This window comes from Bacillus cereus group sp. Bce041 (assembly GCF_052646455.1).
The window spans coordinates 137,294-158,820 of record NZ_JBQXON010000003.1 but is presented as its reverse complement, the minus strand read 5'-3'; the positions used below and the strand labels follow the sequence as shown (position 1 = coordinate 158,820).

The following is a 21,527-nucleotide window of genomic DNA, read 5'->3' as shown; positions in this document are numbered from 1 at the left end:
AAAACACTATATATAAATAAAAAACACATCTCGCATTTTTGAGGTGTGTTTTTTTTTCATTCCAAGTTATTTTCATAGTGATGTGACATTTGTCCTTTTGTCATTATAGGATGATGGTTTTTAATTAAGTCAGAAATAAAGGATGAGGAGATGATTTTTTGAAAGGTATTCTATTTGCTGTTTTTGCGGGGATATTTATAACACTTCAAGGAACCTTTAATGCGAAACTTAGTTCACATATCGGTATATGGTCGACGAGTATTATAACCCATTTAATTGGATTCATTATTGCAACAACTGTATTTTTGTTAAAGAAAGAAGAGAAAGTAACGGATTTAAAGAGTGTAAAAAAAATATATTTAGTAGCGGGTGCATTTGGTGGATTCATTATTTGCGCAGAAACTATGGCGATATATTCACTAGGAGTTACATTGACAGCTGGCACACTAATGGTTGCTCAATTGTTAACGGCAACAGTTATTGAAATGAAAGGACTGTTTCATATAAAAAAGATACAGATGGAGAGATATCATATTGTGGGAACAATAGTAATGATTATAGGTATTGTTGTATTTAATATGTAAATGAAAGGAGGAAATGAATATGGAGAATAGATCAAGTTTAATTACGCATTATTTGAAAATCAATAAAACGCTCGAGGTTTTTTCAGAAATAGATACAGCATATTTTCAATTAAATCACTTTGAAAAAGGCGAGCTTATTTGCAATATAGATGACGAAATGGATCGTTTATATTTTGTTGTTAAAGGGAAAGTAAAAGTTTATACGATTACACCTGAAGGGAAGAAACTAATTCTTCGCTTTATCAATCCATTGGCCATTGTTGGTGATATTGAACTAATTCAAAATAGCAAAGCACATAATGTCGTTGAGGCTTGTTCAGATGTTGTAGCAATCTCTATTTCTAATACGGTTATTAGAAACAAGTTATTACATGATCCTATATTTATGAAGTTCTTGCTTGAAAACATTGCCAACACGTTAAAAATATCGACTCGTTTTACTGCTCTTAATTTACTTTATCCTGTAGAAGTACGTGTAGCTAGTTATTTGCTTTCAATTTCAACAGATAGTAACGGGAATATGTATAAAGGGGATTTGGATGCAACTTCAGTAACGAGTATTGCAGATTTTATAGGGGTAAGTTATAGGCACGTAATTCGGGTATTACAAAGATTTTATAATGAAAAACTAATTGAAAAGAGTAATGGAGTTATTGTAATTAAAGATTTTTCTAGAATGAAGGAAGTCGCTAAAGATAATATATATGAGCAATGAAAGGGAGAGGAAGATTTTGATTGGATTTAGTTTAGCTATATTAGCAGGAATATTAATTAGCGTACAATCTGTTTTTAATGCAAAAGTAAATGAAAATGTAGGACAGTGGTTAACAACTACATGTGTCCTTGGAATAGGTCTCATTAGTTCTATTCTATTTTATATCATTACAGAAAACAGTATTAGCATTAAAGTGTATACTGCAAATTATTTGTTTTATGTAAGTGGACTGTTTGGCATCGGGTTAATTATTTGTATAATGGGTGCAATAAAGAGTTTAGGTCCAGCATATACGGTGCTAATTAGTCTTATTACTCAATTGGTCGTTGCGTTATGCATTGATACATTCGGATTATTTGGAATGGAGAGTGTTCCATTACAAGTAAATAAATTAGTTGGTATAGGTTTATTAATTGTGGGAGTAGGAATTTTTAAAAATCTATTTTTGAATAAGAAAGCTATTCTTATAAATGAGGATAGTGTCTAAAGAATATAAAGGGAAAAAGTGTAAATGGTCAGAACTTATATATTTAGATAGTAATAAGTGAGCGATGAGGAGAGAAGATAAATGAATCAGTTAATGTTGCAAGATGGTATACACTATTTGAAAATCAATGGGATTATGCATTGGTGTAAAGTTGCAGGGACAGCTCATAATACAGTCCCTCTTATTATAGTACATGGTGGTCCAGGTGGTAATCATTATGTATTCGAAAGAACGCTTGGTTTGAAGTTAGAAGGAAATATGACTGTAGTTTATTACGAACAAAGAGGTTGCGGACGAAGTGAGGCACCACAAGATGACGGTGAGTACTCAATCAATACTCTAGTCGAAGATTTAGAGGAATTAAGAAAGCAATTACATGTAGAGAAGATAAATTTGTTAGGCTACTCTTTTGGTGGACAACTTTGTTTAGAGTATGCTTTGAAATATTCGAAAAATGTTGAACAAATGGTATTACAAGCACCATCGTTAGATGATTTTAATGATATGTATACTGTGCAGATAGAAGGTTTTCTACAAGTAACGAAAGGGGAAATGAAAGAACAAATATTGAAAATAAGTAAGTCGAAAATTGCGCTAAAAGAAAAATATAATCAAGTTTGGAGTATAGTTGATACAGAAAATGTAGATCGACTATTGTTTAAAAATGAAGAATTTGCAAAGCTAAATAGAAGGTTTTGGGAGGAAAGTCAGTTAAGTAATACAGGGAAGATGAGCAAAGTTATTTTTGGAACAAAAGCATCTTTACCGCTTATTGAGCGTATTAAAGGTTTAGAAATTGATACGTGTGTCATAGTTGGAGCGCATGACTATAACACGGGTGTAGGAATGAGTTATAGAATAACGAGACAATTGAAAAATGGTAAACTTGTTATATTTGAAAATAGTGGACATTTCCCAGATATCGAGGAGATGGATAAAGTCTGTGAAACGATTATTGAGTTTTTGGAACAAAAGGGGGATATTAAGGTCGAACCGAATTAATAGAGTTGAATTGGCTATTGGGATATTAAATCATGTAATATGCTAATTGTTTACTTGTAATTGAGGAAGAATCAATTAGTGTATTTGGAAAATAAGTAAAAAAGATCTCGTAAGGTGGAGGTCTTTTTTACTTATTATTTAATATTTTGAACTTATATGAACTGAAGTAGAAGAGTATGATAAGCACTTTCAGGGAACGAGAATATAACCGAAAATAAAATATTACTAAACATATATAACTAATGAATACAATGTCTTTTTCAGTTATTAAGTTGTAAATCATTTTATGATAAAATCTTTTACATAATTTAATAAAGGGGTAGTATTCAATGGGTTATTTCTCAAATGGTTTATTAGTTTTGTTTGTGCTAATCGTATGCAGTTGTATATTTTTTGGTTGATAATATAATGAGAGTCTTATATAAAAGAAGTTATCTTAAGTGAGATAACTTCTTTTTACTTTATATTGAGAAGGAATTCTATCTTTCTTATTGAAGTTTGTTCTAGTTATTTTTACATCAATCAGATTTGTGTAAAGGGAATTTTATGAAATATAAACAAGCCAGAGAATAGGGAGTATTGACATGGAAAATAGTATACGCTACATAAGTGAACATCCTACAGATTTTAATGGATTATTATCCTTATACGAATCTTTAGGATGGAATTCTCTTAAATTAACGGTTAACGAGTTAGAACGAATGTGTAAGCAAAGTTGGTATGCAATTTATGTTTTTGATGATAAGAGGTTAGTAGGGATGGGGCGTGTCATATCAGATGGAGTCATAACAGGCATTATTTGTGGAGTTGGTGTATTGCCAAAATATCAGTCTAGTGGCATCGGAAAAGAAATAGTGAAACGATTAATCCAACACTGTGAACAAAACAAGGTTATTCCACAACTTATGTGTGTAGAAAAATTGCAATCTTACTATGAATCTATAGGGTTTGAAGCATTCTCTATTGGGATGACAAAACATATTATAAGATAGAGGTGCTTTATCCCGCTATTTGCCGAGTAGTAAAAGCCCCACGGATTAAAGTTTCACTTTATATTTTCAGTTTACTCGTACATATTTTCAAACTTCAACATAAAGGAGAATGGCTGTATGGAGATTGCTAAAGGGATAGAAATGTTACAACTTGAATTTCAAGAATTTGTTATTCATCCAATTCTTTTATGGGATGATGAAATGGCAGTATTAATAGATACGGGTTTCCCAGGACAAATTGAAGATATACAAGTAGAGATGGAAAAGGTTGGGGTATCATTTGATAAGTTAAAAGTCGTGATTTTGACGCATCAGGATATTGATCATATAGGTAGTCTTCCGGAGTTGTTGCAGCGCTGTCGAAGTAATATTAAAGTTTATGCGCACGAACTAGATAAGCCATATATCGAGGGGGATTTACCTTTATTGAAGGACGGAAATGTAGAGAACCGACCAAAAGGAAAAGTGAGTGATACTATGATTGACGGGCAAGAACTTCCGTATTGCGGTGGAATACTAATTCTTCATACTCCAGGGCATACCCCGGGTCATATTAGTTTATATTTGAAACAAAGTAAAATTCTTGTTGCAGGAGACTCTATGTATAGTGTGAATGGGATGTTAGGAGGAATTCACGCCCCAACAACTATAAATATTAAGGAAGCACAGCAGTCTTTGAAGAAGTATTTAAATCTAGATATTGAATCTGTAGTTTGTTACCATGGGGGATTAAGTAAGGGGAATATAAAGATTCAACTTCAAAATTTATAAAAGTCGAAGATAATAATTTTTAGATAATGGATGCTAAATTATAAAAAAACATGTTTGAAAAAAATTCAAACATGCTTTTTTATTAAAGGAAATCTGTTTAATATGAATGACCTAATCCGTTCCAATAAAAAGAAACGATTTCTTGTGCTAATTCATCTATATTTGCAAGAATAGGATTGTGATTTTCATCTTTAAAATTCCCAATAGATAATAAAGATACGAAAGCATGAGCCGCAAATTTAGCGTTTCCTTTCGGAATTTCTCCGATGTGCATAGCATTATCGAGTGCTTTTTCTAGTACTTCATACATATTATCTTCAGCATTTTTTAATTGTTTCAATTGTTCTTCAGATAACGACAGTTTTGCATCTTTCATAAAATTTTTCATATCAATATCCATCGTTGCGTGTAAGTAAACTTTAGCGAAGTCTAATAATCTTTCTTCTAAAGTTTTGTTTGTAGAGAGTATTTGAGACATATTCTCACGTATACGTACCATCATTTCGATCATAGTAGCGGTAAATAAATCGGCTTTTGTTGAATAGTAATAGTAGACAGTTGCTTTCGTAACACCACAAACTTTTGCTACTTCCTCCATAGAAACGACTTGATAATTTTGAGTAAGAAATAACCGAGTTGCAACTTCTAAAATGGTTTCTTTTGTAGATTTTGTATTTTTATTTTGACGAGGCCTTCCAAGAGTGCGTTGTTTTTGTTCCAAATCCATTCGCTCCTGACATGTATTGTTTAGATAATTATAACATAATTTTTATTCATTCTTGATTAATTAACCGACCAGTATATATAATTAATAGTGGAGGAAAAAAGGAAGGTGGGTTTTTTATGAAAAAGCACCCGTTACATATGTTAGGGAGGCTTGTAGCAGGTAAAAATACGCAATGGATCACTTTATCGGTATGGATTCTTATTACATTATTACTTTCATTTACGTTACCACAAGTAAATAGTACGAAAGAACCGAACCCGAAAAATTTACCCGAAACAGCTATGTCGCAGCAAGCGGAAGCACTTATGAAAAAAGAGTTTCCGAATAATGCAGGGAATCCTTTATTAGTAGTATGGTATAGAGATGGTGGATTACAGTCGCAGGATTATAAACTCATACAAGACGTTTATAAAGAGTTAAAAGCTAGTCCTTTAAAGGAACAATCAACGTTACCACCATTTGATACAATCCCGGAACAAGTATTATCAAAAAGTGCGTCAAAAGATAGTACATCATTTGTTACACCGGTATTTTTTAATAAATCTGCTGGTACGGATATATTAAAAGGAAATCTTGAAGAGTTTAGAAAAATAGTGAATAGTAAGGTGGATGAAGATCCATTTAAACAAAAAATAAGTGAATCTGGTTTACATGTTCGATTATCAGGACCTGTAGGTATTCAAACAGATGCAGTTAGTTTATTTAGTCAAGCAGATGTGAAATTGTTAGTGGCTACTGTACTACTAGTGTTAGTTTTGTTAATTTTACTGTATCGTTCACCAATTTTAGCGATTTTACCTATACTTGTTGTTGGCTTTGCATACGGTATTATTAGTCCTACACTCGGTTTTTTAGCTGATCACGGATGGATTAAAGTAGATGCCCAAGCGATATCAATTATGACAGTATTATTGTTTGGCGCTGGAACGGACTATTGTCTATTTTTAATTTCGAGATATAGAGAGTACTTGTTAGAAGAAGAAAGTAAATATAAAGCGCTGCAACTTGCGATTAAAGCATCTGGCGGTGCAATAATAATGAGTGCGTTAACTGTTGTACTTGGATTAGGAACATTACTACTTGCTCATTATGGTGCCTTTCATCGATTTGCAGTACCATTTAGTGTTGCTGTATTTATAATGGGAATCGCGGCTTTAACAATTTTACCAGCACTATTATTAATTTTCGGTAGAATTGCATTTTTCCCGTTTATACCGAGAACAACTTCAATGAATGAGGAGTTTGCAAGAAAGAAAAAGAGGGCTGTAAAAGTTAAAAAATCAAAAGGCTCCTTTAGTAAAAAACTTGGAGATATTGTAGTACGAAGACCATGGACAATAATTATGCTAACTGTATTTGTATTAGGCGGATTGGCTTCATTCGTACCACGTATTCAATACACATATGACTTATTAGAGTCGTTTCCAAAGGATATGCCTTCTCGTGAAGGGTTTACGTTAATTAGTGATCATTTCTCAGCTGGTGAACTAGCACCAATAAAAGTTGTTGTTGATACGAAAGGCAAAGAGCTTCCTATTAAACAAGAACTAGAGAAATTTTCTTTCGTAAATACAGTGAAAGAGCCAAAAGAGGGAAAAGAAAATAAGCAAATACAAATGTATGAAGTTTCTTTAGCGGAAAATCCATACGCAATTGAAGCATTAGATCAAATTCCTAAATTGAAAAACAGTGTGGAAAAAGTATTAAAAGATGCTGGGATTAGTAATGCTGAAGAGCAATTGTGGATTGGTGGAGAAACAGCTTCATTATATGATACAAAGCAAATTACGGAACGTGATGAATCAGTAATTATTCCAGTAATGATTAGCATTATCGCTTTACTATTACTTGTCTATTTACGATCGGTTGTTGCAATGGTTTATTTAATTGTAACTGTTGTCTTATCATTCTTCTCAGCGTTAGGAGCAGGATGGGTATTACTTCATTACGGTATGGGAGCGCCGGCCATTCAAGGTGCGATACCGTTGTACGCATTCGTATTTTTAGTTGCTTTAGGTGAAGATTATAATATTTTTATGGTTTCAGAAATATGGAAAAACAGAAAGACACAAAATCACTTGGATGCAGTAAAAAATGGTGTAATACAAACAGGTAGTGTTATTACATCGGCAGGTTTAATTTTAGCAGGAACTTTTGCAGTGTTAGGTACACTTCCAATTCAAGTATTAGTTCAATTTGGCATTGTAACTGCAATTGGCGTATTACTAGATACGTTTATCGTAAGACCGTTACTTGTACCCGCGATTACAGTAGTTTTAGGCCGATTTGCTTTTTGGCCAGGTAAACTTTCAAGAAAGAGTGAAGAAATACAAAAGGTGGATGCATAGTTAAAAAAGCCAAGGATATTTTCCTTGGCTTTTTTCAATGTAGTTAATTAATTTTTTGAAGTCAAACCATCAGCTGCAGCGTGATCAGCATCTTCAATTGTTGTTTCGGGCATCCCGTATAAGCCGTTCATTGCTTGTTCTTCGATAGTAAGATTTGCAGTATTATTATTTTGAATAGATGTAGTGTTTTCAGTAACATTTTCTTTTTTATTCATATTTTTGTTATTCATGTATGTATCCTCCAAATTTCATTTGATTTATCTATAGTATGTGGATGGATTTCCAGAAATATGTGAATTGATTCTTACATATGTTATATAATTAAATGAATAATTAGGGTGAGTTGTAAACTGTTAGGAGTGAACAAGTATGGTAAGAGCAAGGGAATTAGCCTTCTAAAATAAAAAGAAAATTTTAGGAGGCTATTAGAATGAAGTTTCATGTAATTGATAGAGAAGATTGGAATAGAGAGCGGTATTTTGAGCATTATTTTAAGTTGAAATGTACATTTAGTATGACTGTGAATGTTGATATCACGATGTTATTAGAGGAAGTATATCAAAAGGGAATAAAATTTTATCCCGTTTTTATATATTTAATTTCTAGAGTAGTAAATAATCATAAAAAATTTCGAACATGTTTTAACGATGAAGGAGTTTTAGGCTATTGGGAGGAAATGATACCGAGTTATACAATCTTTCATAAAGATGATAAGTCTTTTTCAAGTATATGGACGGATTATTCAGGTGATTTCCGCACTTTCTATAAAAATTATGAAGACGATATGAGATGCTATGCTAGTGTTCATGGTTTTTTCACGAAAGAAAATATTCCGCCTAATGTATTTCCAATTTCTAGCATACCTTGGACTAGTTTTACTGGATTTAATCTTAATATTAATAATGATGAAAATTTTCTATTGCCAATTATAACTTGTGGGAAATATTTTAACGAAGGAAACAAGGTTATGCTACCAGTTTCATTACAAGTACATCATTCGGTTTGTGATGGATATGATGCGAGTCAATTTATAGAAGATTTACAGCAGTTAAGTAATACTTGCAACGAGTGGCTTAAGTAATATCTAATTTTTAATTATATAAAGTGAAACTTTAATCAGTGGGGTGTCAGCCCCCGCTGATTATTAGCCCGAACCCCACCTAACTTCTTTGCTTTCGCTGAATTTTGAGGTGGGGGTCTTACTGCCCGGCAAATAGCGGGATAAAATTGAAAATGAATAAAAGAAGAGAACATGTTTATATTACATGGTCTCTTTTTATTATTCATTAATACTAAGTAATCGTGGAAAATATAGGGTGATTTGTAGTTTAATAGTAAAGAGGGTGATTAGTGTTAATTTTCTTTGTTTTTAAAAATTTAAGGATATAAATGTTTTAATAGGGGGTAATAAAGTGAAATTCATAAGCATTGAAAAAGATGAGATCCTAATTGGGAATATGGCAAATTTGTATTGTAAAGTATTTGAGAAAACAAATTTCAATGAAATGATCGAGCGAATGAATAGGCATATAGAATATACAGGTTTTAAAGGTATAGTAGCAATAAATGATGAAAATGAAGTAGTTGGTTTTACTTATGGTTATCGCTCAATGGAGGGACAGTACTATAATCAATTAATGAGAGAAGCGTTACATCTAGAGCAAGTATACGAATGGTTACAAGATTGTTTTGAATTTGTAGAGTTAGCAGTCCACCCAGAATATCAAAATGAAGGTCTTGGAACGAAATTACATAATGAATTACTAGAAGGGATTCCAAATAGAACGAGTGTTTTAACAACACAAATAAACAATGAAAAAGCACGTTCGTTATATGAAAGAATAGATTGGGTAAATGTATTAGAACCATTTCATCCAAGTAAAAATGATGTTCCATATGTAATAATGGGAAAAGCATTAAAAACAAAAGTGAATTGATAATTATGCCATTCACAAAAATGGTTGGTTTGTAATAATGAAGGGGAAAACGAAAATGACGAAAATATCTATAGAAAAAGCTACAATTTTAGATGCTGAGAAATTAACAGAAATAATGAAAAGAACATTTGATGCAGAAGCAAAACAATGGCTATATGGCCAAGATGATGTCATTGATTATAACATTCAACCGCCAGGATATTCTTCAGTTGAAATGATGGAATATTCCATTGAAGAATTGGATTCTTTCAAAGTTGTAATGGATAAAGAAATAATCGGAGGGATAATAGTTACGATTTCTGGTAAGTCGTACGGTCGAATTGATCGTATTTTTGTAGATCCTGTTTATCAAGGAAAAGGAATTGGATCACATGTTATGAAATTAATAGAAAAGGAATATCCGAACATAAAGATTTGGGATCTCGAAACATCTAGTAGACAAATTAACAATCATCACTTTTATAAAAAGATGGGTTACCAAATGATTTTTGAATCGGAAGATGAGTATTGTTACGTGAAAAGAATAAAAACAAGCTCAAACAAAGCGAGTGTAGTTACAAATAAAGATATGAAAAATAGTCAATACGAAAACTGTAATTTAGCAAATACAGAGTATTATCAAGTGAATTTAAAAAACAGTTCATTTGTTGGTAGCAATATAATGAATATGAATATGAGTAATTGTAATGTAAGTCAATCCAAGTTTAGAAATATAAATTTTAGATGGTCATCATATGCAGATTTAAATCTTTCTGGTAGTAAATTTAATTTGGTGACTTTAGGTGGAGTGCAATTTAAAAATACAAGTCTTGGAGATGAGAAGGAACCTATTGTATTCGATAAATGTGATTTGGAATGTAGCACTATAAGTAATAGTAATCTGAAAAATATTGAAATAGAAAATTGTGATATAGTCGGCATGAAACTAAATGGTATTTTGATTGAAAATTTGCTTGATTTATATAACAAGGTGAAAAGTTAACCAAATCCATATCCATATAGTCTTTAATCTTTTTGGAAATTAAGTATTATATCGAAATAATTATGTAAAAATGACATAAAGAAATCCGGGCGAGAAGGTCATTCGTGAACGTTTCTAGAATAACACACAAATATATTGTTATTTATATGGAGGAGAGAAAGATGGGAATCAACGTTAGAGCAGTAGAAATACAAGATGCTAGAGCAATTCATCGTATATGTATACAGGATGACGTTTTACCGTATATGGTTTTCTTACCTAGCATGCGTGTAGAGGCTATGGAAAATAGAATTCGAAATTTAGCACCAAATCAATTTGAATTTGTTGCAGAATATGATGGAGAAGTTGTTGGGTTTGTAGGTTTAACACAAAGTCCGGGCCGAAGATCTCATTCAGGCGATTTATTCATTGGGGTAGACAGTGAATATCATAATAAAGGAATTGGGAGAGCACTTCTTACGAAGATGCTTGATTTGGCTGATAATTGGTTAATGTTAGAGAGAGTAGAACTAGGTGTATTAGAAACGAATCCAAAAGCAAAAGCTTTATATGAAAAATTTGGATTTGTAGAAGAGGGAGTAAAGATAGGGAATTTGAAAGCTCATGGAAAGTTTATTAATGAAATTATGATGAGTCGTTTTAGACCGAATGGTTTAATTGTACATAATGAATAGTTAAAAGCATGACAGTATACTGTCATGCTTTTTTATTAGAACTTGGCTGCAATAAAAATAATACTAAACCAATAAAAATAACGGTAATTCCTAGTCCTTGTTGTAAAGAAATGGTCTCATGTAATATAAAGTACGCTAGTATACAAGTGCCAATTGTTTCACCTAAAATACTCATTGAAATTACAGTAGCACTCATCCATTTTAATAACCAATTAAAAATGGTTTGTCCTAAAATTGTAGCAATGAAAGCTAATCCAATAAAGCACAACCAAGTTTGTGTAGAGTAATGGATGAAAGATTCTTGTTGCGTGAAAGCAAATATGCCAAGAAAGCCAGCACTACTTCCATAACTAATTACTGAATAGGGTATAAGTGACAAATCTTTACGAACGTGTTGGCTAATGAAAAAATAAGCAGTAATGATACCGGCAGCAATAAATGCTAAAATATCTCCATATAAAGCTTCTCCACTAATTTGGAAATCTTGCCAGCCAATGATGATACTACCTGAAATAGCGATGAGGCAACCAATAACCGCTCCTTTCGTAAATCTTTCCTTAAATAAAAAATAACCACCAATCATTGAGAACAAAGGTTGTAACGTTACGATAACTGTAGAGCTTGCTACAGAAGTATATTGTAATGATTCAAACCATAGTACATAATGTGCAGCTAAAAATAGCCCAGATATGAATCCGAATGTCCATTGTTTTTTCGTTAAAGTTTTTAGCTCATTTCGACTATTTTTATTAAATAGTAATAACGGTAACAGGATCAGTGTGGCAAAGAATAATCGGTAAAAAGCAATGATTGTCGCAGGAGCATCTGCCAATTTTACAAAAATTGCTGAAGTTGATAAGGCGAATACACCAAAAAATAAGATGAAATATGAAAGAATAGGTGATTTCAAAGTTTGTCCCTCCTATAGAATGTTTATTATAATAAACTTAATACGATATAATGTACAAAGGTAAGTATATAAGTCCCGGAGATAATAGGAAAGGATTATTTGCCTTTGTTTAGTATGTCAGCACAAAGACAATGAAATATGCATTATGATGGATGAAAGGAAGTTTTACTATGATACATGATAGGCTTGGACAAACAGTATTAAGTTATCGTAAGAAAAATAATATGACAATTCGTGAATTCGCTGATTATGCAGGAATTAGTACATCACTAATTAGCCAAATTGAAAGAGGACATGCTAATCCTTCTTTAAATGTTTTGGAGTTAATTGCAAAAGCATTAAATGTACCGCTGTTTACACTTTTTATTAATGATATCGATACAGATTCGCTCATTTCTAAGAAAAAAGATCGAAAAAAAGTATATCGGGAAAACAATGATCACATTGTATATGATGTATTAACACCTGATTTTATGAAAGCACGTATTGAAATGTTAATGATGGATTTAAATAAACGAGCAAACACAACAGAAAGCCATTATTCCCATGAAGATAAGGAAGAGATTGCTGTTATTATGAAAGGGGAAGTGTATGTGGAATTGGAGGGAAAAGAATATTATTTAGAAGAAGGCGATGTTGTACGTATTCCACCGAATGTGAAGCATCGATTTTTGAATAAAAGTGATGAATCGAATCACATTTTATTTGTACTGACACCATCTTTAGGATGAAAATATAGTGATTTTTAATAGGGGAGAAAGAAAATGGAAAAAAGTATTTTGAAAGGCGGTCTTTCAATTATTTCTCAATGTAAAAAAGAAACAAATGATATTTGGCATGCACATTTTGGAGCAGCTGCAATTGCTAGTTATTTTTTTATGAAAGATAATAATATTGATGAAGAAACAGCTCGTAATATGTATTCGCAAACAAGGATGATGCTGAACAAGAAAAAAATTGGTGAGATGATTGATGATAAAAAAGAAATAGATTTTAAAATTGCGGAAAATATGATTATAAAATCTTTAGAACAAACGATTGATGAGCTTCATTGGGTGGGGCATAACGTCATTTATGCGTCATTAAGTTTATTAGCTATGAAAGAGCTACAAAAATGGGGTGATAATCAAGCAATTGAAGGGATTACTACTCTTATTTTATCATTTCGAAAAACAATTCCAGGTAGATCGTGGATTGGTTATACGACGAAAGAAGTAAAACAATTAAGTTTTGAAGAGGAGATACAAAGTGAATTGAGTAATCCAACACAAGTATCTCAGTTCATTTTAAATGAGTTATCGAAATTTAATAGTATTTATCGAGCGGAATCACATCATGATTTAATTGGGCATTTGCTTACATACTCCCACGCAATTAATATAATGTACGATTTAGGACATATAGATATATTTCAACGAGGGATACGTCCGCTGTTAAAACTAGTATACGTACTAAGAGCTAGCCAAAAGCTCAAGCTGAATACGGAAGTAACTTTACACTCACCTATAGATCGATTACCTTTAATTCAATCTAAACGTGCAAATATTTTACCAACTGAAAATATATTTTGGATAAAAGACTATAGTGAATTCGATTGGGATTTTGGTCATGTATTTAAATTCTCATATAGTTATTTTAATCATATACAGAGAGCTCCAAATTATAAAGATATCACATTAGAAAAATTCCGTTATGTTATTCATTCTTAATGAACGCTAATGATCTGTAAAAGGATGTTTAATCTAGTTTCTTTTTTTGTTAGTAGTATATTATTTTTTCAAATATGTAAGATTTTACATGCGTATTTTACTTTTACTAATTATGTAAGTAGGCTATACTGAAATACATACATTTTATTTTTGGAGAGATGTAAAACGACATGGAACTAGCGAAATTGGAAAAAGTAATTGAAATAAAAAAAGAAGAACTTTTATATTTAGTATCGGATTATGGAATTCAACATGAAAAAGTATTGGCATTGAGTCAAGAACTAGACAAATTAATCAATTACTTTATGTTTTTAAAATAAAGAGAACTATGACGGGGTTTGTAAATGTTATAGTTCTTTTTTATTAGGTAATTTGAAAATATATTAAAATATATTGTCTAATTTCTTACAGAATGCGCAACTTGCTAGTCGAATATAAGGACTTTTGGTTATAATAAAAAGGAATTATTAATTGTATCGGTTAGGAGCGCAGCACATATGAAAACAGTTGTTGTTATCGGTGGAGGTATAACGGGACTTTCTACTATGTTTTATTTAGAAAAATTAAAAAAGGATTATAATATCGATTTAAATTTAATTCTTATTGAGAAAGAAGAGTATTTAGGTGGTAAAATCCATAGTGTGGAAGAAAAGGATTTCATTATGGAGTCAGGAGCGGATTCAATCGTTGCTCGTAATGAACACGTTATGCCACTTGTAAAAGATTTAAATTTAGAAAATGAAATGGTATATAATGAAACGGGTATTTCTTACATATATTCTGAAAACATGTTACATCCGATTCCTTCTGATACTATATTTGGGATACCGATGAGCGCCCAGTCGTTGTTTAGCAGTACGCTAGTCTCAACGAAGGGGAAAATCGTAGCTTTAAAAGATTTCATAACGAAAAATAAAGAGTTTACGAAAGATACATCACTTGCTTTATTTTTAGAAAGCTTTTTAGGGAAAGAGTTAGTGGAAAGACAAATTGCTCCTGTGCTTTCAGGTGTATATTCTGGTAAATTGAATGAGCTTACAATGGCATCTACATTACCGTATTTACTGGATTATAAAAATAAGTATGGAAGTATTATTAAAGGTTTTGAAGAGAATAAAAAACAATTTCAATCAGCAGGAAATAAAAAATTCGTATCATTTAAAGGTGGACTATCTACGATAATTAATCGCTTAGAAGAAGTGCTGACTGAAACTGTCGTAAAAAAAGGTGCTATAACGACGGCTGTAAGTAAACAAAAAGATCGATATGAGATTTCTTTTGCAAATCATGAAACAATACAAGCTGATTATGTTGTTTTAGCAGCTCCACATGATATTGCACAAACTTTATTACAGTCTAATGAGTTAAATGAGCAGTTTAATACATTTAAAAACTCATCTCTTATAAGTATTTATTTAGGATTTGACATACTAGATGAACAACTACCAGCTGATGGTACGGGGTTTATTGTAACGGAAAACAGTGATTTACATTGTGATGCTTGTACATGGACAAGTCGAAAGTGGAAACATACATCGGGTAAACAAAAATTATTAGTTAGAATGTTTTATAAGAGTACCAATCCGGTATATGAAACAATCAAGAATTACAGTGAAGAAGAATTAGTACGAGTCGCTTTATATGATATTGAAAAGAGTCTCGGAATTAAAGGTGAACCAGAAGTAGTTGAAGTTACAAATTGGAAAGATTTAATGCCGAAATATCATTTAGAACATAATCAAGCGGTTCAAGCATTACAAGAAAAAATGACGAATCTTTATCCAAATGTATATTTAGCTGGTGCCTCATATTATGGTGTTGGAATTGGTGCGTGTATTGGAAATGGAAAGAATATAGCCAATGAAATAATGGATACATTAAATAAATAATACTGTAGAATAAATAAAAACTGTCCCTTCAGCAAAATGGAGGAACAGTTTTTATTTATTTTATTTGAATGGAAATTGTATTGTTTTTTACATTGTTTTCTTTTATTGTTAATATTATTTCTCCAGACTCTTTAAATGAATACGGTGATAGTTGATAAATATCTTTTATATCAAGTTTTTCTTGTAATTTATTTACCGGTATTGATACGATATTTGGCTTCCATGTTTCTTGTTTTCCTGAAGGTTATTCTATAAGTATTACCGGATTTTTTAACTTTATTGTTTTCCACGAGACGAAATATAGTTGTACTTCTGTATCTTTTTTTAATAATTCTTCGGAGAAATAACCGAATTCGCCTACATTACCGAAAACAGTATAGTTTTGATTTTTTAATTTAATATCTAAATAACTAGGTTGATATGTTACTGCATGATAAGTTCCATATGAAAGTGAGAGTATGGCAGCGATTAAAATACCGATTGAAAATGTCTTAAAGCTATTGCCTTTAAAGCTAGTCATCATGAATGAGTTTGGTGTAAATTTTTTTGCGAATAAAAAAATAAGTAATATGAGTAAGAGGGATAAGCCGATGAATATATACATAGATTTTTACACCTCCATAGCGTAAAATGGATTAACTATATTTTACCATAAATGTATGGGTTAGGGTGGTTGTTTAGAAGGGAAAAATGAAGAAACAAATTCTTTACAGTTCTTGATAATTTAAAATTTGATTTATGGAAATTATAGCGTCATGTTTGAGTCCCAATCAGAAGGTATCCAATTCGTGTATATAGAATAAAGAGGGAATGCGCCATTAGAAATGTTTGACTTATGGAACAATAAGGACTTTACTAATTATACATATTTTTTCTGATATAATGAATGAGTAGAGAGAAAGGAGTGATCCTATGGCATTTCCTATATTAGAAACAGAACGCTTACGTTTAGTTGAAATAGAACAATCTTATTGTCAAAAAATATATGAAATCTTTTCATTGGATGAAGTGACGTGTTATTACGGTATGAATTCTTTTACGGAGTTTGGACAAGCTTCACGTATGATCGAATCTTTTTCAAAAAATTACTTTGAGAAAAAGGCAATACGATGGGGAATTGTGTTAAAAGAAACGAACGTTTTAATAGGAACAATTGGACTAAACAATTTACAATTATGGAGTAAACGATCTGAGATTGGATATGATCTGCATCCTCGTTATTGGGGAAATGGTTACGCTTCGGAAGCAGCTCGAGAAATTATTGATTATGGATTTAAAGATTTAGGTTTGTTTAGAATTGGAGCTATTACATATCCTGAAAATGATACTTCTTGTAGAATGTTATCTAAAAATGGCTTCCAAAAGGAAGGTCTATTGCGTGGATATATTCATCAAGGAAATAAGCAACACGATGCATTATTGTATTCTATAGTACGAACTGATATTGAGAACATAAATTTATAATAAAAAAAACCTCTTAATTAAAAGAGGTTTTTTTTATTATAAATTAACCTAATTTAGGTAATAAACGTTCTCCGCTTTTCATGCTACTTTTACATAAAGGGCATTTAGGCTCTTCTTCAAATGAAAAGTTCTTTCTCATCCATCCTAAACAATCCTCTGATTCACATTCCCAAACAGGGGTTTGTTCTGGTGGTACTTCTGCTACATCGTTCTTTCGATTGCGATACATGTAACCACTCCTTTTATGTAAAAAATTTTAGTTATATATTAAAAAGGTTGTTAACCTTGCTGGTAACAACCTTTTTATTGTTTGAATTATAGCTTTACAACGTTTTTAGCTTGAGGTCCGCGGTTACCTTCTTCAACTTCGAAGCTAACTTCTTGACCTTCGTCAAGAGACTTGAAGCCGTCGCCAGTGATAGCTGAGAAGTGAACGAATACGTCGTTACCGTCTGCAACTTCGATGAAACCGAAACCTTTTTCGCTGTTAAACCATTTTACTTTACCTGTTAATGTCATGGTAATGCCTCCTAAAAGTAGAAAAATTACAATATGATCGGCCTTATTTGAATGAAAATAAAAGTTCACATATTATCAAAAATCCATAAGGAGTACAAAATGTCCCTGATTGATACTTGATAATATGCAAAGAAAATATAGTGTTAAATTGACCTTAATTACTATCTTACAACAAATGGTTGGAAATAGCAAGTGCTGGTAATACCACTGAGTAATCTGGGTGATAATAGTAAAGGCACAAAGGCACCTCTTTTATTTATATATTATTCCTAATTTGGATTTATGCAAAATCATGTAAGAAAAACTTAGAGTAAATATTAATATTGCATTTTTTATGGTAAAATATGGTTGTTGACTGGTAGTAGTTAAATATTATAAAAGGAGAAAAGAAAGTGAAAAATAATTCATTTATAATAATTGAAGCAGCAAAAGCAGGGAGAAAAAAGGTGCATCCAGTCTTTGCTGTAATATTAGCCATTATATTTTTGACTTTAGGCGAACTTTTTATGTTATTTATGTTATTTTTACCAAAAGCTGAAACGATATTCATGAAAGGTATTTATGACAATGTTAGAATAGTGTTAACGTTTGGCGGAGCTATATTTATTTTATTTATATGGGTTCGTTTTGTAGAAAAAAGACCTTTTTCATCCATTGGCTTTTGGAAAGAGAAATGGATGAGAAAGTATTTAAAAGGTGCGTTAATAGGGTTTGTATTTATTTCAACGCCAGTTATTCTACTATTATTAATGGGGAGTGTGAAATTGCAAGTACAACATATTACCTCAACAGTAATAGTAGGAATAGTAGGATCTCTAGTTGCATTTTTAATACAAGGGGCAACGGAAGAAATTATTGTACGAGGTTGGTTATTCCCGGTTCTTTCTGTTAGAAGTCGTATATGGGTTGGGATTGTTGTGACGTCTTTCTTATTTGGTTTTCTTCATTTACTTAATCCAGGTATTACAATTCTTTCAATATCGAATATAATATTAGTTGGTGTATTTGCAGCTTTTTACGTTTTAAAAGACAGTAGTCTGTGGGGGATTTGCGCATGGCATTCCATTTGGAATTGGGCACAATATAACGTCTACGGTTTTGCAGTTAGCGGGATGACCATATATTCAACTCCGCTATTTAAACCTGCAACAAATGGCCCTGAATTCCTTCATGGAGGCTCGTTCGGAATTGAAGGTAGTATCATTACAACAATCATGCTCACTATCGCTTCAATTGTTTTATGGAGAAAGTTATGGGGAAGAAAAGCGAAACAACGAAATTTTAGTTAATGAAAGAGGGGGAAACTATGGGGATAATAGCATTTGAGGGAGCAAGCGCTGTTGGTAAAAGTACCACGTGCCGTGAATTAGAAAAGAATTATGGTGCTTATATAATACCTGAAGTGAATTCTTTATTTGAAAGGCCAAAAAATGAACATAGAACATGGTATTTTGAAAAACAAGTTGAGCGCTGGAATATAGCTGTTCAGAAGTCAGAGCAATATGAATTAGTAATATTCGATGGGGATATATATCAACCACTTAGTTATAATTGGTGCTTTCATTTTGATATATTTAATCAGCCATTATCTTTAATAGAAAATTTTTATAAAGAAAAGATGATAAATAGGGAAATTGGTTTTCCGGATCAATATTTTTATTTATATACGAACGATGAAGAACTTAGAAAGCGGAAAGTATCTGATGAGACGAAAAGAAGAAGAAACTTTGAAAAACATTTACATATATCAAAATCGTTTCAACGTTATTATGAAAATTTAAATACTGTTACAGATGGGTATTGTAAATTAATTGAGGCGAAAAGTGTAAGAAATAATGAATTAGAAATAGTGAGAAACTCAAAAAATTTGAATGTGTGTGAAGAAAGACGTTTTGATGTTTCGAGGTTAGATGCTATTACGAAGTGGTTAAAAGAAAATCGTGCATAAAGTAAAAACAACGAGTGTTGTAGAACGCGCTCGTTGTTTTTTTGTTTCTTTATAAATATAAAGGAAAAATTTGTAGAATATTTTCATTATTTAACAGAATAATCTTTCAATTTTAAAGAAAAAGAAATACAATATGAGGAAGTATATATAAATAATATGATAGGGGATGCGATGCGATATTTTGAATGAAGTAACAGTTTTTATATAAGAAATAATTAGGTAGTCAGAACAGAGATATTTGGGAGGAAACAAGCGAGATGAAAACATTTTTGAAAATAATAGGTGTTATAGCTGGTATGGCGGTAATCGGAGTAGGTTTAACATATGGTATGCTGCATTATTTAAATAATAGTAAACCAGCTGCGAAAAAGGCATCACCAGCTGCTCCAGCAGTAGAAGTATTAGCTGATAGTAACGTAAAAGCAGAAGATGCAAAGCTTTTAGAAAATGGCAATTATTCATTGCCAAATAGTGGTTTTAATAAAAATTTTAAATGGACAGATGAGAACATACAGACAGCATTACATGAAATGGCACATCAAAAAGCGAAAGCTGATCAAAAGTGGGGCTATATTTTTATTACACAAGAGCGGATTGAAAGCTTAATTGATATTGTAAAGAGTAATGATCTTGTGCAGGGAAGTACATATGTAGAAATTTTAGAACGATGGAAACAAGGGAAATATGAAAAGGTTGATGGGGATCACAATAAGATTTGGAAATTACAAAGTGGGAATTTAGGAGAAGGAAAAGGAGTAATGTCGGAAGCTGAGCAAAAAGAATTAATTAATCAATTGTTTATGAACAAAGGTACATATTCAGGTAGTAAATTAATTGCAGGTGGGGGACAGACTAATAAATAGTATACTAATTAATGAAAGAGAGTAATTGCTTATTAGGCAATTACTCTTTTTATATGTACGTCTTAATATTTTAGTCTCGTTCAAGTAAGGAAAGAAACGACTGTAACACCGGGGAAATCCATCTAGATTTATGATAGATTACATGACTTTGAATAACTGTTGGAGTTTCGATAGGCTGAAAACATAGTTGTTCTTTTTGACAACTTTCTTGTACAACGATATAAGGAAGAATTGAAATGCCTAACTCACACATAACGGATTGTTTAATGACTTCAACATTGGAAGTTTCAAATGTTTTAGCTGGAATATTTCCGCTTTGACGTAAAAAACGATCTACCATTGTCCTATAGCCGCAGCTTTGTTCTGTAAAAATGAACTGGGTTTCCTGTAATAACTGGAATGGATTTGTATGTGCAGCGGAATAAGCTGGTAAAATCCATCCAAATGTTTCATTACTAAAAGTACGCGTAATAAAATCATTATGTTCTATACTTTCTCCAATTATGAAGACAACGTCTGTTTCTCCTTCACGTAATTTTTGTAATGCTTGTTCATTTGTGTTCGTTTCAAGTACGATATTTACTTTCGGATTTTTCTGTTTGTAAGTACGTAATAATTGTGGTAATCGGTATACCGCTAATGATTCATTAGATGTAATACTTAATGTACCTTCTAAATAATCTGTATTTTGGGGGATTTCTTGCGCTTTTTCATATATTGAAAGTAATTCTAATGCATAAGGATGAAATTGATGACCGGCTTTTGTAAGTAGCACTTTTTTCCCTAACCGATCGAAAAGAGGAATATGTAAATCGTTCTCTAAAGCTTTCATATGTGCTGTAACAGTAGATTGCGCATAACCTAGCGCGTGCGCAGCTTTAGAAAAATTACCATACTTCACAATGGCGCAAAATGTTTTAACATGTCTCATTTCCATAAGCGATCCCTCTTTTATTATCATGATTTGTGAATGATTATATCATGTATTTTAATTTTCCAAATGATT

25 protein-coding genes and 1 pseudogene are annotated in these 21,527 nt (G+C 31.8%); 19 read left to right on the top strand and 7 right to left on the bottom strand.

Translation table 11 applies throughout. The features are described from left to right. The first annotated feature begins 158 nt into the window (after window positions 1-158). The 6 genes from ACUN13_RS12375 (at window position 159) to ACUN13_RS12350 (ending at window position 4,551) form a co-directional block, all read left to right on the top strand. Window positions 159-584, top strand: a complete 426-nt coding sequence (locus ACUN13_RS12375) for a DMT family transporter (protein ID WP_000676258.1) — start codon at window positions 159-161, stop codon at window positions 582-584. 19 nt (window positions 585-603) lie between these two features. After that, window positions 604-1,299 carry a Crp/Fnr family transcriptional regulator gene (locus tag ACUN13_RS12370; protein WP_000431609.1) on the top strand — a complete coding sequence of 232 codons (696 nt, stop codon included), beginning with the start codon at window positions 604-606 and terminating at the stop codon, window positions 1,297-1,299. 16 nt (window positions 1,300-1,315) lie between these two features. Continuing rightward, window positions 1,316-1,786 carry a DMT family transporter gene (locus ACUN13_RS12365; RefSeq protein WP_000579028.1) on the top strand — a complete coding sequence of 157 codons (471 nt, stop codon included), beginning with the start codon at window positions 1,316-1,318 and terminating at the stop codon, window positions 1,784-1,786. An 81-nt stretch (window positions 1,787-1,867) separates the two neighbouring features. Beyond that, on the top strand, window positions 1,868-2,788 hold the full coding sequence (locus tag ACUN13_RS12360) for an alpha/beta fold hydrolase (protein WP_001072682.1): 921 nt from the start codon (window positions 1,868-1,870) through the stop codon (window positions 2,786-2,788). A gap of 584 nt (window positions 2,789-3,372) precedes the next feature. Beyond that, entirely contained in the window at window positions 3,373-3,780 is a 408-nt protein-coding gene (locus ACUN13_RS12355; RefSeq protein WP_000431726.1) for a GNAT family N-acetyltransferase, read from the top strand. 117 nt (window positions 3,781-3,897) lie between these two features. Next, complete coding sequence (locus tag ACUN13_RS12350; RefSeq protein WP_000401476.1) at window positions 3,898-4,551, top strand: MBL fold metallo-hydrolase; 654 nt, start codon at window positions 3,898-3,900, stop codon at window positions 4,549-4,551. 97 nt (window positions 4,552-4,648) lie between these two features. Here the strand turns inward: ACUN13_RS12350 and ACUN13_RS12345 are convergent, their stop codons facing one another. Beyond that, window positions 4,649-5,272: a TetR/AcrR family transcriptional regulator gene (locus tag ACUN13_RS12345; protein ID WP_000436046.1), complete on the bottom strand. Its 624-nt coding sequence runs from the start codon at window positions 5,270-5,272 to the stop codon at window positions 4,649-4,651. Window positions 5,273-5,394: 122 nt separating this feature from the next. On the opposite strand from ACUN13_RS12345, the gene ACUN13_RS12340 reads away from it, so the two are divergent. Beyond that, window positions 5,395-7,626, top strand: a complete 2,232-nt coding sequence (locus ACUN13_RS12340; protein ID WP_445423801.1) for an MMPL family transporter — start codon at window positions 5,395-5,397, stop codon at window positions 7,624-7,626. Window positions 7,627-7,673: 47 nt separating this feature from the next. Here ACUN13_RS12340 and ACUN13_RS12335 read toward each other — a convergent pair whose 3' ends face one another. After that, window positions 7,674-7,856, bottom strand: coding sequence for a DUF4021 domain-containing protein (locus ACUN13_RS12335; RefSeq protein ID WP_001060658.1), 183 nt, complete (start codon window positions 7,854-7,856; stop codon window positions 7,674-7,676). 200 nt (window positions 7,857-8,056) lie between these two features. Between ACUN13_RS12335 and catA the strand changes: the two genes are divergently transcribed. The 4 genes from catA (at window position 8,057) to ACUN13_RS12315 (ending at window position 11,219) form a co-directional block, all read left to right on the top strand. Next, window positions 8,057-8,707: a type A chloramphenicol O-acetyltransferase gene (gene catA / locus ACUN13_RS12330; protein ID WP_000668540.1), complete on the top strand. Its 651-nt coding sequence runs from the start codon at window positions 8,057-8,059 to the stop codon at window positions 8,705-8,707. A 331-nt stretch (window positions 8,708-9,038) separates the two neighbouring features. Then, window positions 9,039-9,563, top strand: coding sequence for a GNAT family N-acetyltransferase (locus tag ACUN13_RS12325; RefSeq protein ID WP_445423800.1), 525 nt, complete (start codon window positions 9,039-9,041; stop codon window positions 9,561-9,563). 37 nt (window positions 9,564-9,600) lie between these two features. After that, entirely contained in the window at window positions 9,601-10,545 is a 945-nt protein-coding gene (locus ACUN13_RS12320) for a GNAT family N-acetyltransferase (protein WP_002025165.1), read from the top strand. A gap of 161 nt (window positions 10,546-10,706) precedes the next feature. Beyond that, the gene (locus tag ACUN13_RS12315) at window positions 10,707-11,219 is read left to right on the top strand and encodes a GNAT family N-acetyltransferase (protein ID WP_000512619.1); all 513 of its coding nucleotides are present in this window, start codon (window positions 10,707-10,709) and stop codon (window positions 11,217-11,219) included. A gap of 22 nt (window positions 11,220-11,241) precedes the next feature. Here the strand turns inward: ACUN13_RS12315 and ACUN13_RS12310 are convergent, their stop codons facing one another. Then, window positions 11,242-12,129: a DMT family transporter gene (locus ACUN13_RS12310; RefSeq protein ID WP_000841810.1), complete on the bottom strand. Its 888-nt coding sequence runs from the start codon at window positions 12,127-12,129 to the stop codon at window positions 11,242-11,244. 170 nt (window positions 12,130-12,299) lie between these two features. Here ACUN13_RS12310 and ACUN13_RS12305 point away from each other — a divergent pair, with 170 nt between their 5' ends. The 4 genes from ACUN13_RS12305 to ACUN13_RS12290 all read left to right on the top strand — a co-directional run bounded on the left by ACUN13_RS12305 (window position 12,300) and on the right by ACUN13_RS12290 (window position 15,727). Beyond that, entirely contained in the window at window positions 12,300-12,860 is a 561-nt protein-coding gene (locus ACUN13_RS12305) for a helix-turn-helix domain-containing protein (protein WP_000581032.1), read from the top strand. A 33-nt stretch (window positions 12,861-12,893) separates the two neighbouring features. After that, window positions 12,894-13,838: a hypothetical protein gene (locus ACUN13_RS12300; RefSeq protein WP_000415695.1), complete on the top strand. Its 945-nt coding sequence runs from the start codon at window positions 12,894-12,896 to the stop codon at window positions 13,836-13,838. 170 nt (window positions 13,839-14,008) lie between these two features. Then, window positions 14,009-14,158, top strand: a complete 150-nt coding sequence (locus ACUN13_RS12295; RefSeq protein WP_000417698.1) for an aspartyl-phosphate phosphatase Spo0E family protein — start codon at window positions 14,009-14,011, stop codon at window positions 14,156-14,158. A gap of 177 nt (window positions 14,159-14,335) precedes the next feature. Continuing rightward, on the top strand, window positions 14,336-15,727 hold the full coding sequence (locus ACUN13_RS12290; RefSeq protein ID WP_000860352.1) for a protoporphyrinogen oxidase: 1,392 nt from the start codon (window positions 14,336-14,338) through the stop codon (window positions 15,725-15,727). A gap of 55 nt (window positions 15,728-15,782) precedes the next feature. On the opposite strand, the pseudogene ACUN13_RS12285 reads toward ACUN13_RS12290, so the two are convergent. Beyond that, window positions 15,783-16,331, bottom strand: a pseudogene (locus tag ACUN13_RS12285) (hypothetical protein). Window positions 16,332-16,639: 308 nt separating this feature from the next. Between ACUN13_RS12285 and ACUN13_RS12280 the strand changes: the two are divergent. After that, window positions 16,640-17,191, top strand: coding sequence for a GNAT family N-acetyltransferase (locus tag ACUN13_RS12280; RefSeq protein ID WP_445423799.1), 552 nt, complete (start codon window positions 16,640-16,642; stop codon window positions 17,189-17,191). Window positions 17,192-17,234: 43 nt separating this feature from the next. Here the strand turns inward: ACUN13_RS12280 and ACUN13_RS12275 are convergent, their stop codons facing one another. Continuing rightward, complete coding sequence (locus ACUN13_RS12275; RefSeq protein ID WP_000286203.1) at window positions 17,235-17,420, bottom strand: cold-shock protein; 186 nt, start codon at window positions 17,418-17,420, stop codon at window positions 17,235-17,237. 86 nt (window positions 17,421-17,506) lie between these two features. Continuing rightward, on the bottom strand, window positions 17,507-17,710 hold the full coding sequence (gene cspD, locus ACUN13_RS12270) for a cold-shock protein CspD (protein ID WP_000176366.1): 204 nt from the start codon (window positions 17,708-17,710) through the stop codon (window positions 17,507-17,509). Between the two features lie 392 nt (window positions 17,711-18,102). Here cspD and ACUN13_RS12265 point away from each other — a divergent pair, with 392 nt between their 5' ends. From ACUN13_RS12265 to ACUN13_RS12255, 3 genes are all read left to right on the top strand, one after another. Then, window positions 18,103-18,999, top strand: coding sequence for a CPBP family intramembrane glutamic endopeptidase (locus tag ACUN13_RS12265; RefSeq protein WP_445423798.1), 897 nt, complete (start codon window positions 18,103-18,105; stop codon window positions 18,997-18,999). Beyond that, complete coding sequence (locus ACUN13_RS12260; protein WP_002024134.1) at window positions 18,999-19,658, top strand: AAA family ATPase; 660 nt, start codon at window positions 18,999-19,001, stop codon at window positions 19,656-19,658. The genes ACUN13_RS12265 and ACUN13_RS12260 overlap by 1 nt, the downstream gene beginning before the upstream one ends. A gap of 257 nt (window positions 19,659-19,915) precedes the next feature. Then, window positions 19,916-20,521 carry a PRK06770 family protein gene (locus ACUN13_RS12255; protein WP_000846980.1) on the top strand — a complete coding sequence of 202 codons (606 nt, stop codon included), beginning with the start codon at window positions 19,916-19,918 and terminating at the stop codon, window positions 20,519-20,521. Window positions 20,522-20,591: 70 nt separating this feature from the next. On the opposite strand, the gene ACUN13_RS12250 is transcribed toward ACUN13_RS12255, so the two are convergent. Then, window positions 20,592-21,458, bottom strand: a complete 867-nt coding sequence (locus ACUN13_RS12250; protein ID WP_000425899.1) for a LysR family transcriptional regulator — start codon at window positions 21,456-21,458, stop codon at window positions 20,592-20,594. Window positions 21,459-21,527: the final 69 nt, after the last annotated feature.

What these genes read in the sequence shown, in the direction of transcription:
- ACUN13_RS12370 (WP_000431609.1), top strand. Translation starts at nt 604, where the DNA reads ATGGAGAATAGATCAAGTTTAATTACGCATTATTTGAAAATCAATAAA.
- ACUN13_RS12360 (WP_001072682.1), top strand. Translation starts at nt 1,868, where the DNA reads ATGAATCAGTTAATGTTGCAAGATGGTATACACTATTTGAAAATCAAT.
- ACUN13_RS12355 (WP_000431726.1), top strand. Translation starts at nt 3,373, where the DNA reads ATGGAAAATAGTATACGCTACATAAGTGAACATCCTACAGATTTTAAT.
- ACUN13_RS12350 (WP_000401476.1), top strand. Translation starts at nt 3,898, where the DNA reads ATGGAGATTGCTAAAGGGATAGAAATGTTACAACTTGAATTTCAAGAA.
- ACUN13_RS12340 (WP_445423801.1), top strand. Translation starts at nt 5,395, where the DNA reads ATGAAAAAGCACCCGTTACATATGTTAGGGAGGCTTGTAGCAGGTAAA.
- ACUN13_RS12335 (WP_001060658.1), bottom strand. Translation starts at nt 7,856, where the DNA reads ATGAATAACAAAAATATGAATAAAAAAGAAAATGTTACTGAAAACACT.
- catA (WP_000668540.1), top strand. Translation starts at nt 8,057, where the DNA reads ATGAAGTTTCATGTAATTGATAGAGAAGATTGGAATAGAGAGCGGTAT.
- ACUN13_RS12320 (WP_002025165.1), top strand. Translation starts at nt 9,601, where the DNA reads ATGAAGGGGAAAACGAAAATGACGAAAATATCTATAGAAAAAGCTACA.
- ACUN13_RS12315 (WP_000512619.1), top strand. Translation starts at nt 10,707, where the DNA reads ATGGGAATCAACGTTAGAGCAGTAGAAATACAAGATGCTAGAGCAATT.
- ACUN13_RS12305 (WP_000581032.1), top strand. Translation starts at nt 12,300, where the DNA reads ATGATACATGATAGGCTTGGACAAACAGTATTAAGTTATCGTAAGAAA.
- ACUN13_RS12300 (WP_000415695.1), top strand. Translation starts at nt 12,894, where the DNA reads ATGGAAAAAAGTATTTTGAAAGGCGGTCTTTCAATTATTTCTCAATGT.
- ACUN13_RS12295 (WP_000417698.1), top strand. Translation starts at nt 14,009, where the DNA reads ATGGAACTAGCGAAATTGGAAAAAGTAATTGAAATAAAAAAAGAAGAA.
- ACUN13_RS12290 (WP_000860352.1), top strand. Translation starts at nt 14,336, where the DNA reads ATGAAAACAGTTGTTGTTATCGGTGGAGGTATAACGGGACTTTCTACT.
- ACUN13_RS12280 (WP_445423799.1), top strand. Translation starts at nt 16,640, where the DNA reads ATGGCATTTCCTATATTAGAAACAGAACGCTTACGTTTAGTTGAAATA.
- ACUN13_RS12275 (WP_000286203.1), bottom strand. Translation starts at nt 17,420, where the DNA reads ATGTATCGCAATCGAAAGAACGATGTAGCAGAAGTACCACCAGAACAA.
- cspD (WP_000176366.1), bottom strand. Translation starts at nt 17,710, where the DNA reads ATGACATTAACAGGTAAAGTAAAATGGTTTAACAGCGAAAAAGGTTTC.
- ACUN13_RS12260 (WP_002024134.1), top strand. Translation starts at nt 18,999, where the DNA reads ATGAAAGAGGGGGAAACTATGGGGATAATAGCATTTGAGGGAGCAAGC.
- ACUN13_RS12255 (WP_000846980.1), top strand. Translation starts at nt 19,916, where the DNA reads ATGAAAACATTTTTGAAAATAATAGGTGTTATAGCTGGTATGGCGGTA.
- ACUN13_RS12250 (WP_000425899.1), bottom strand. Translation starts at nt 21,458, where the DNA reads ATGGAAATGAGACATGTTAAAACATTTTGCGCCATTGTGAAGTATGGT.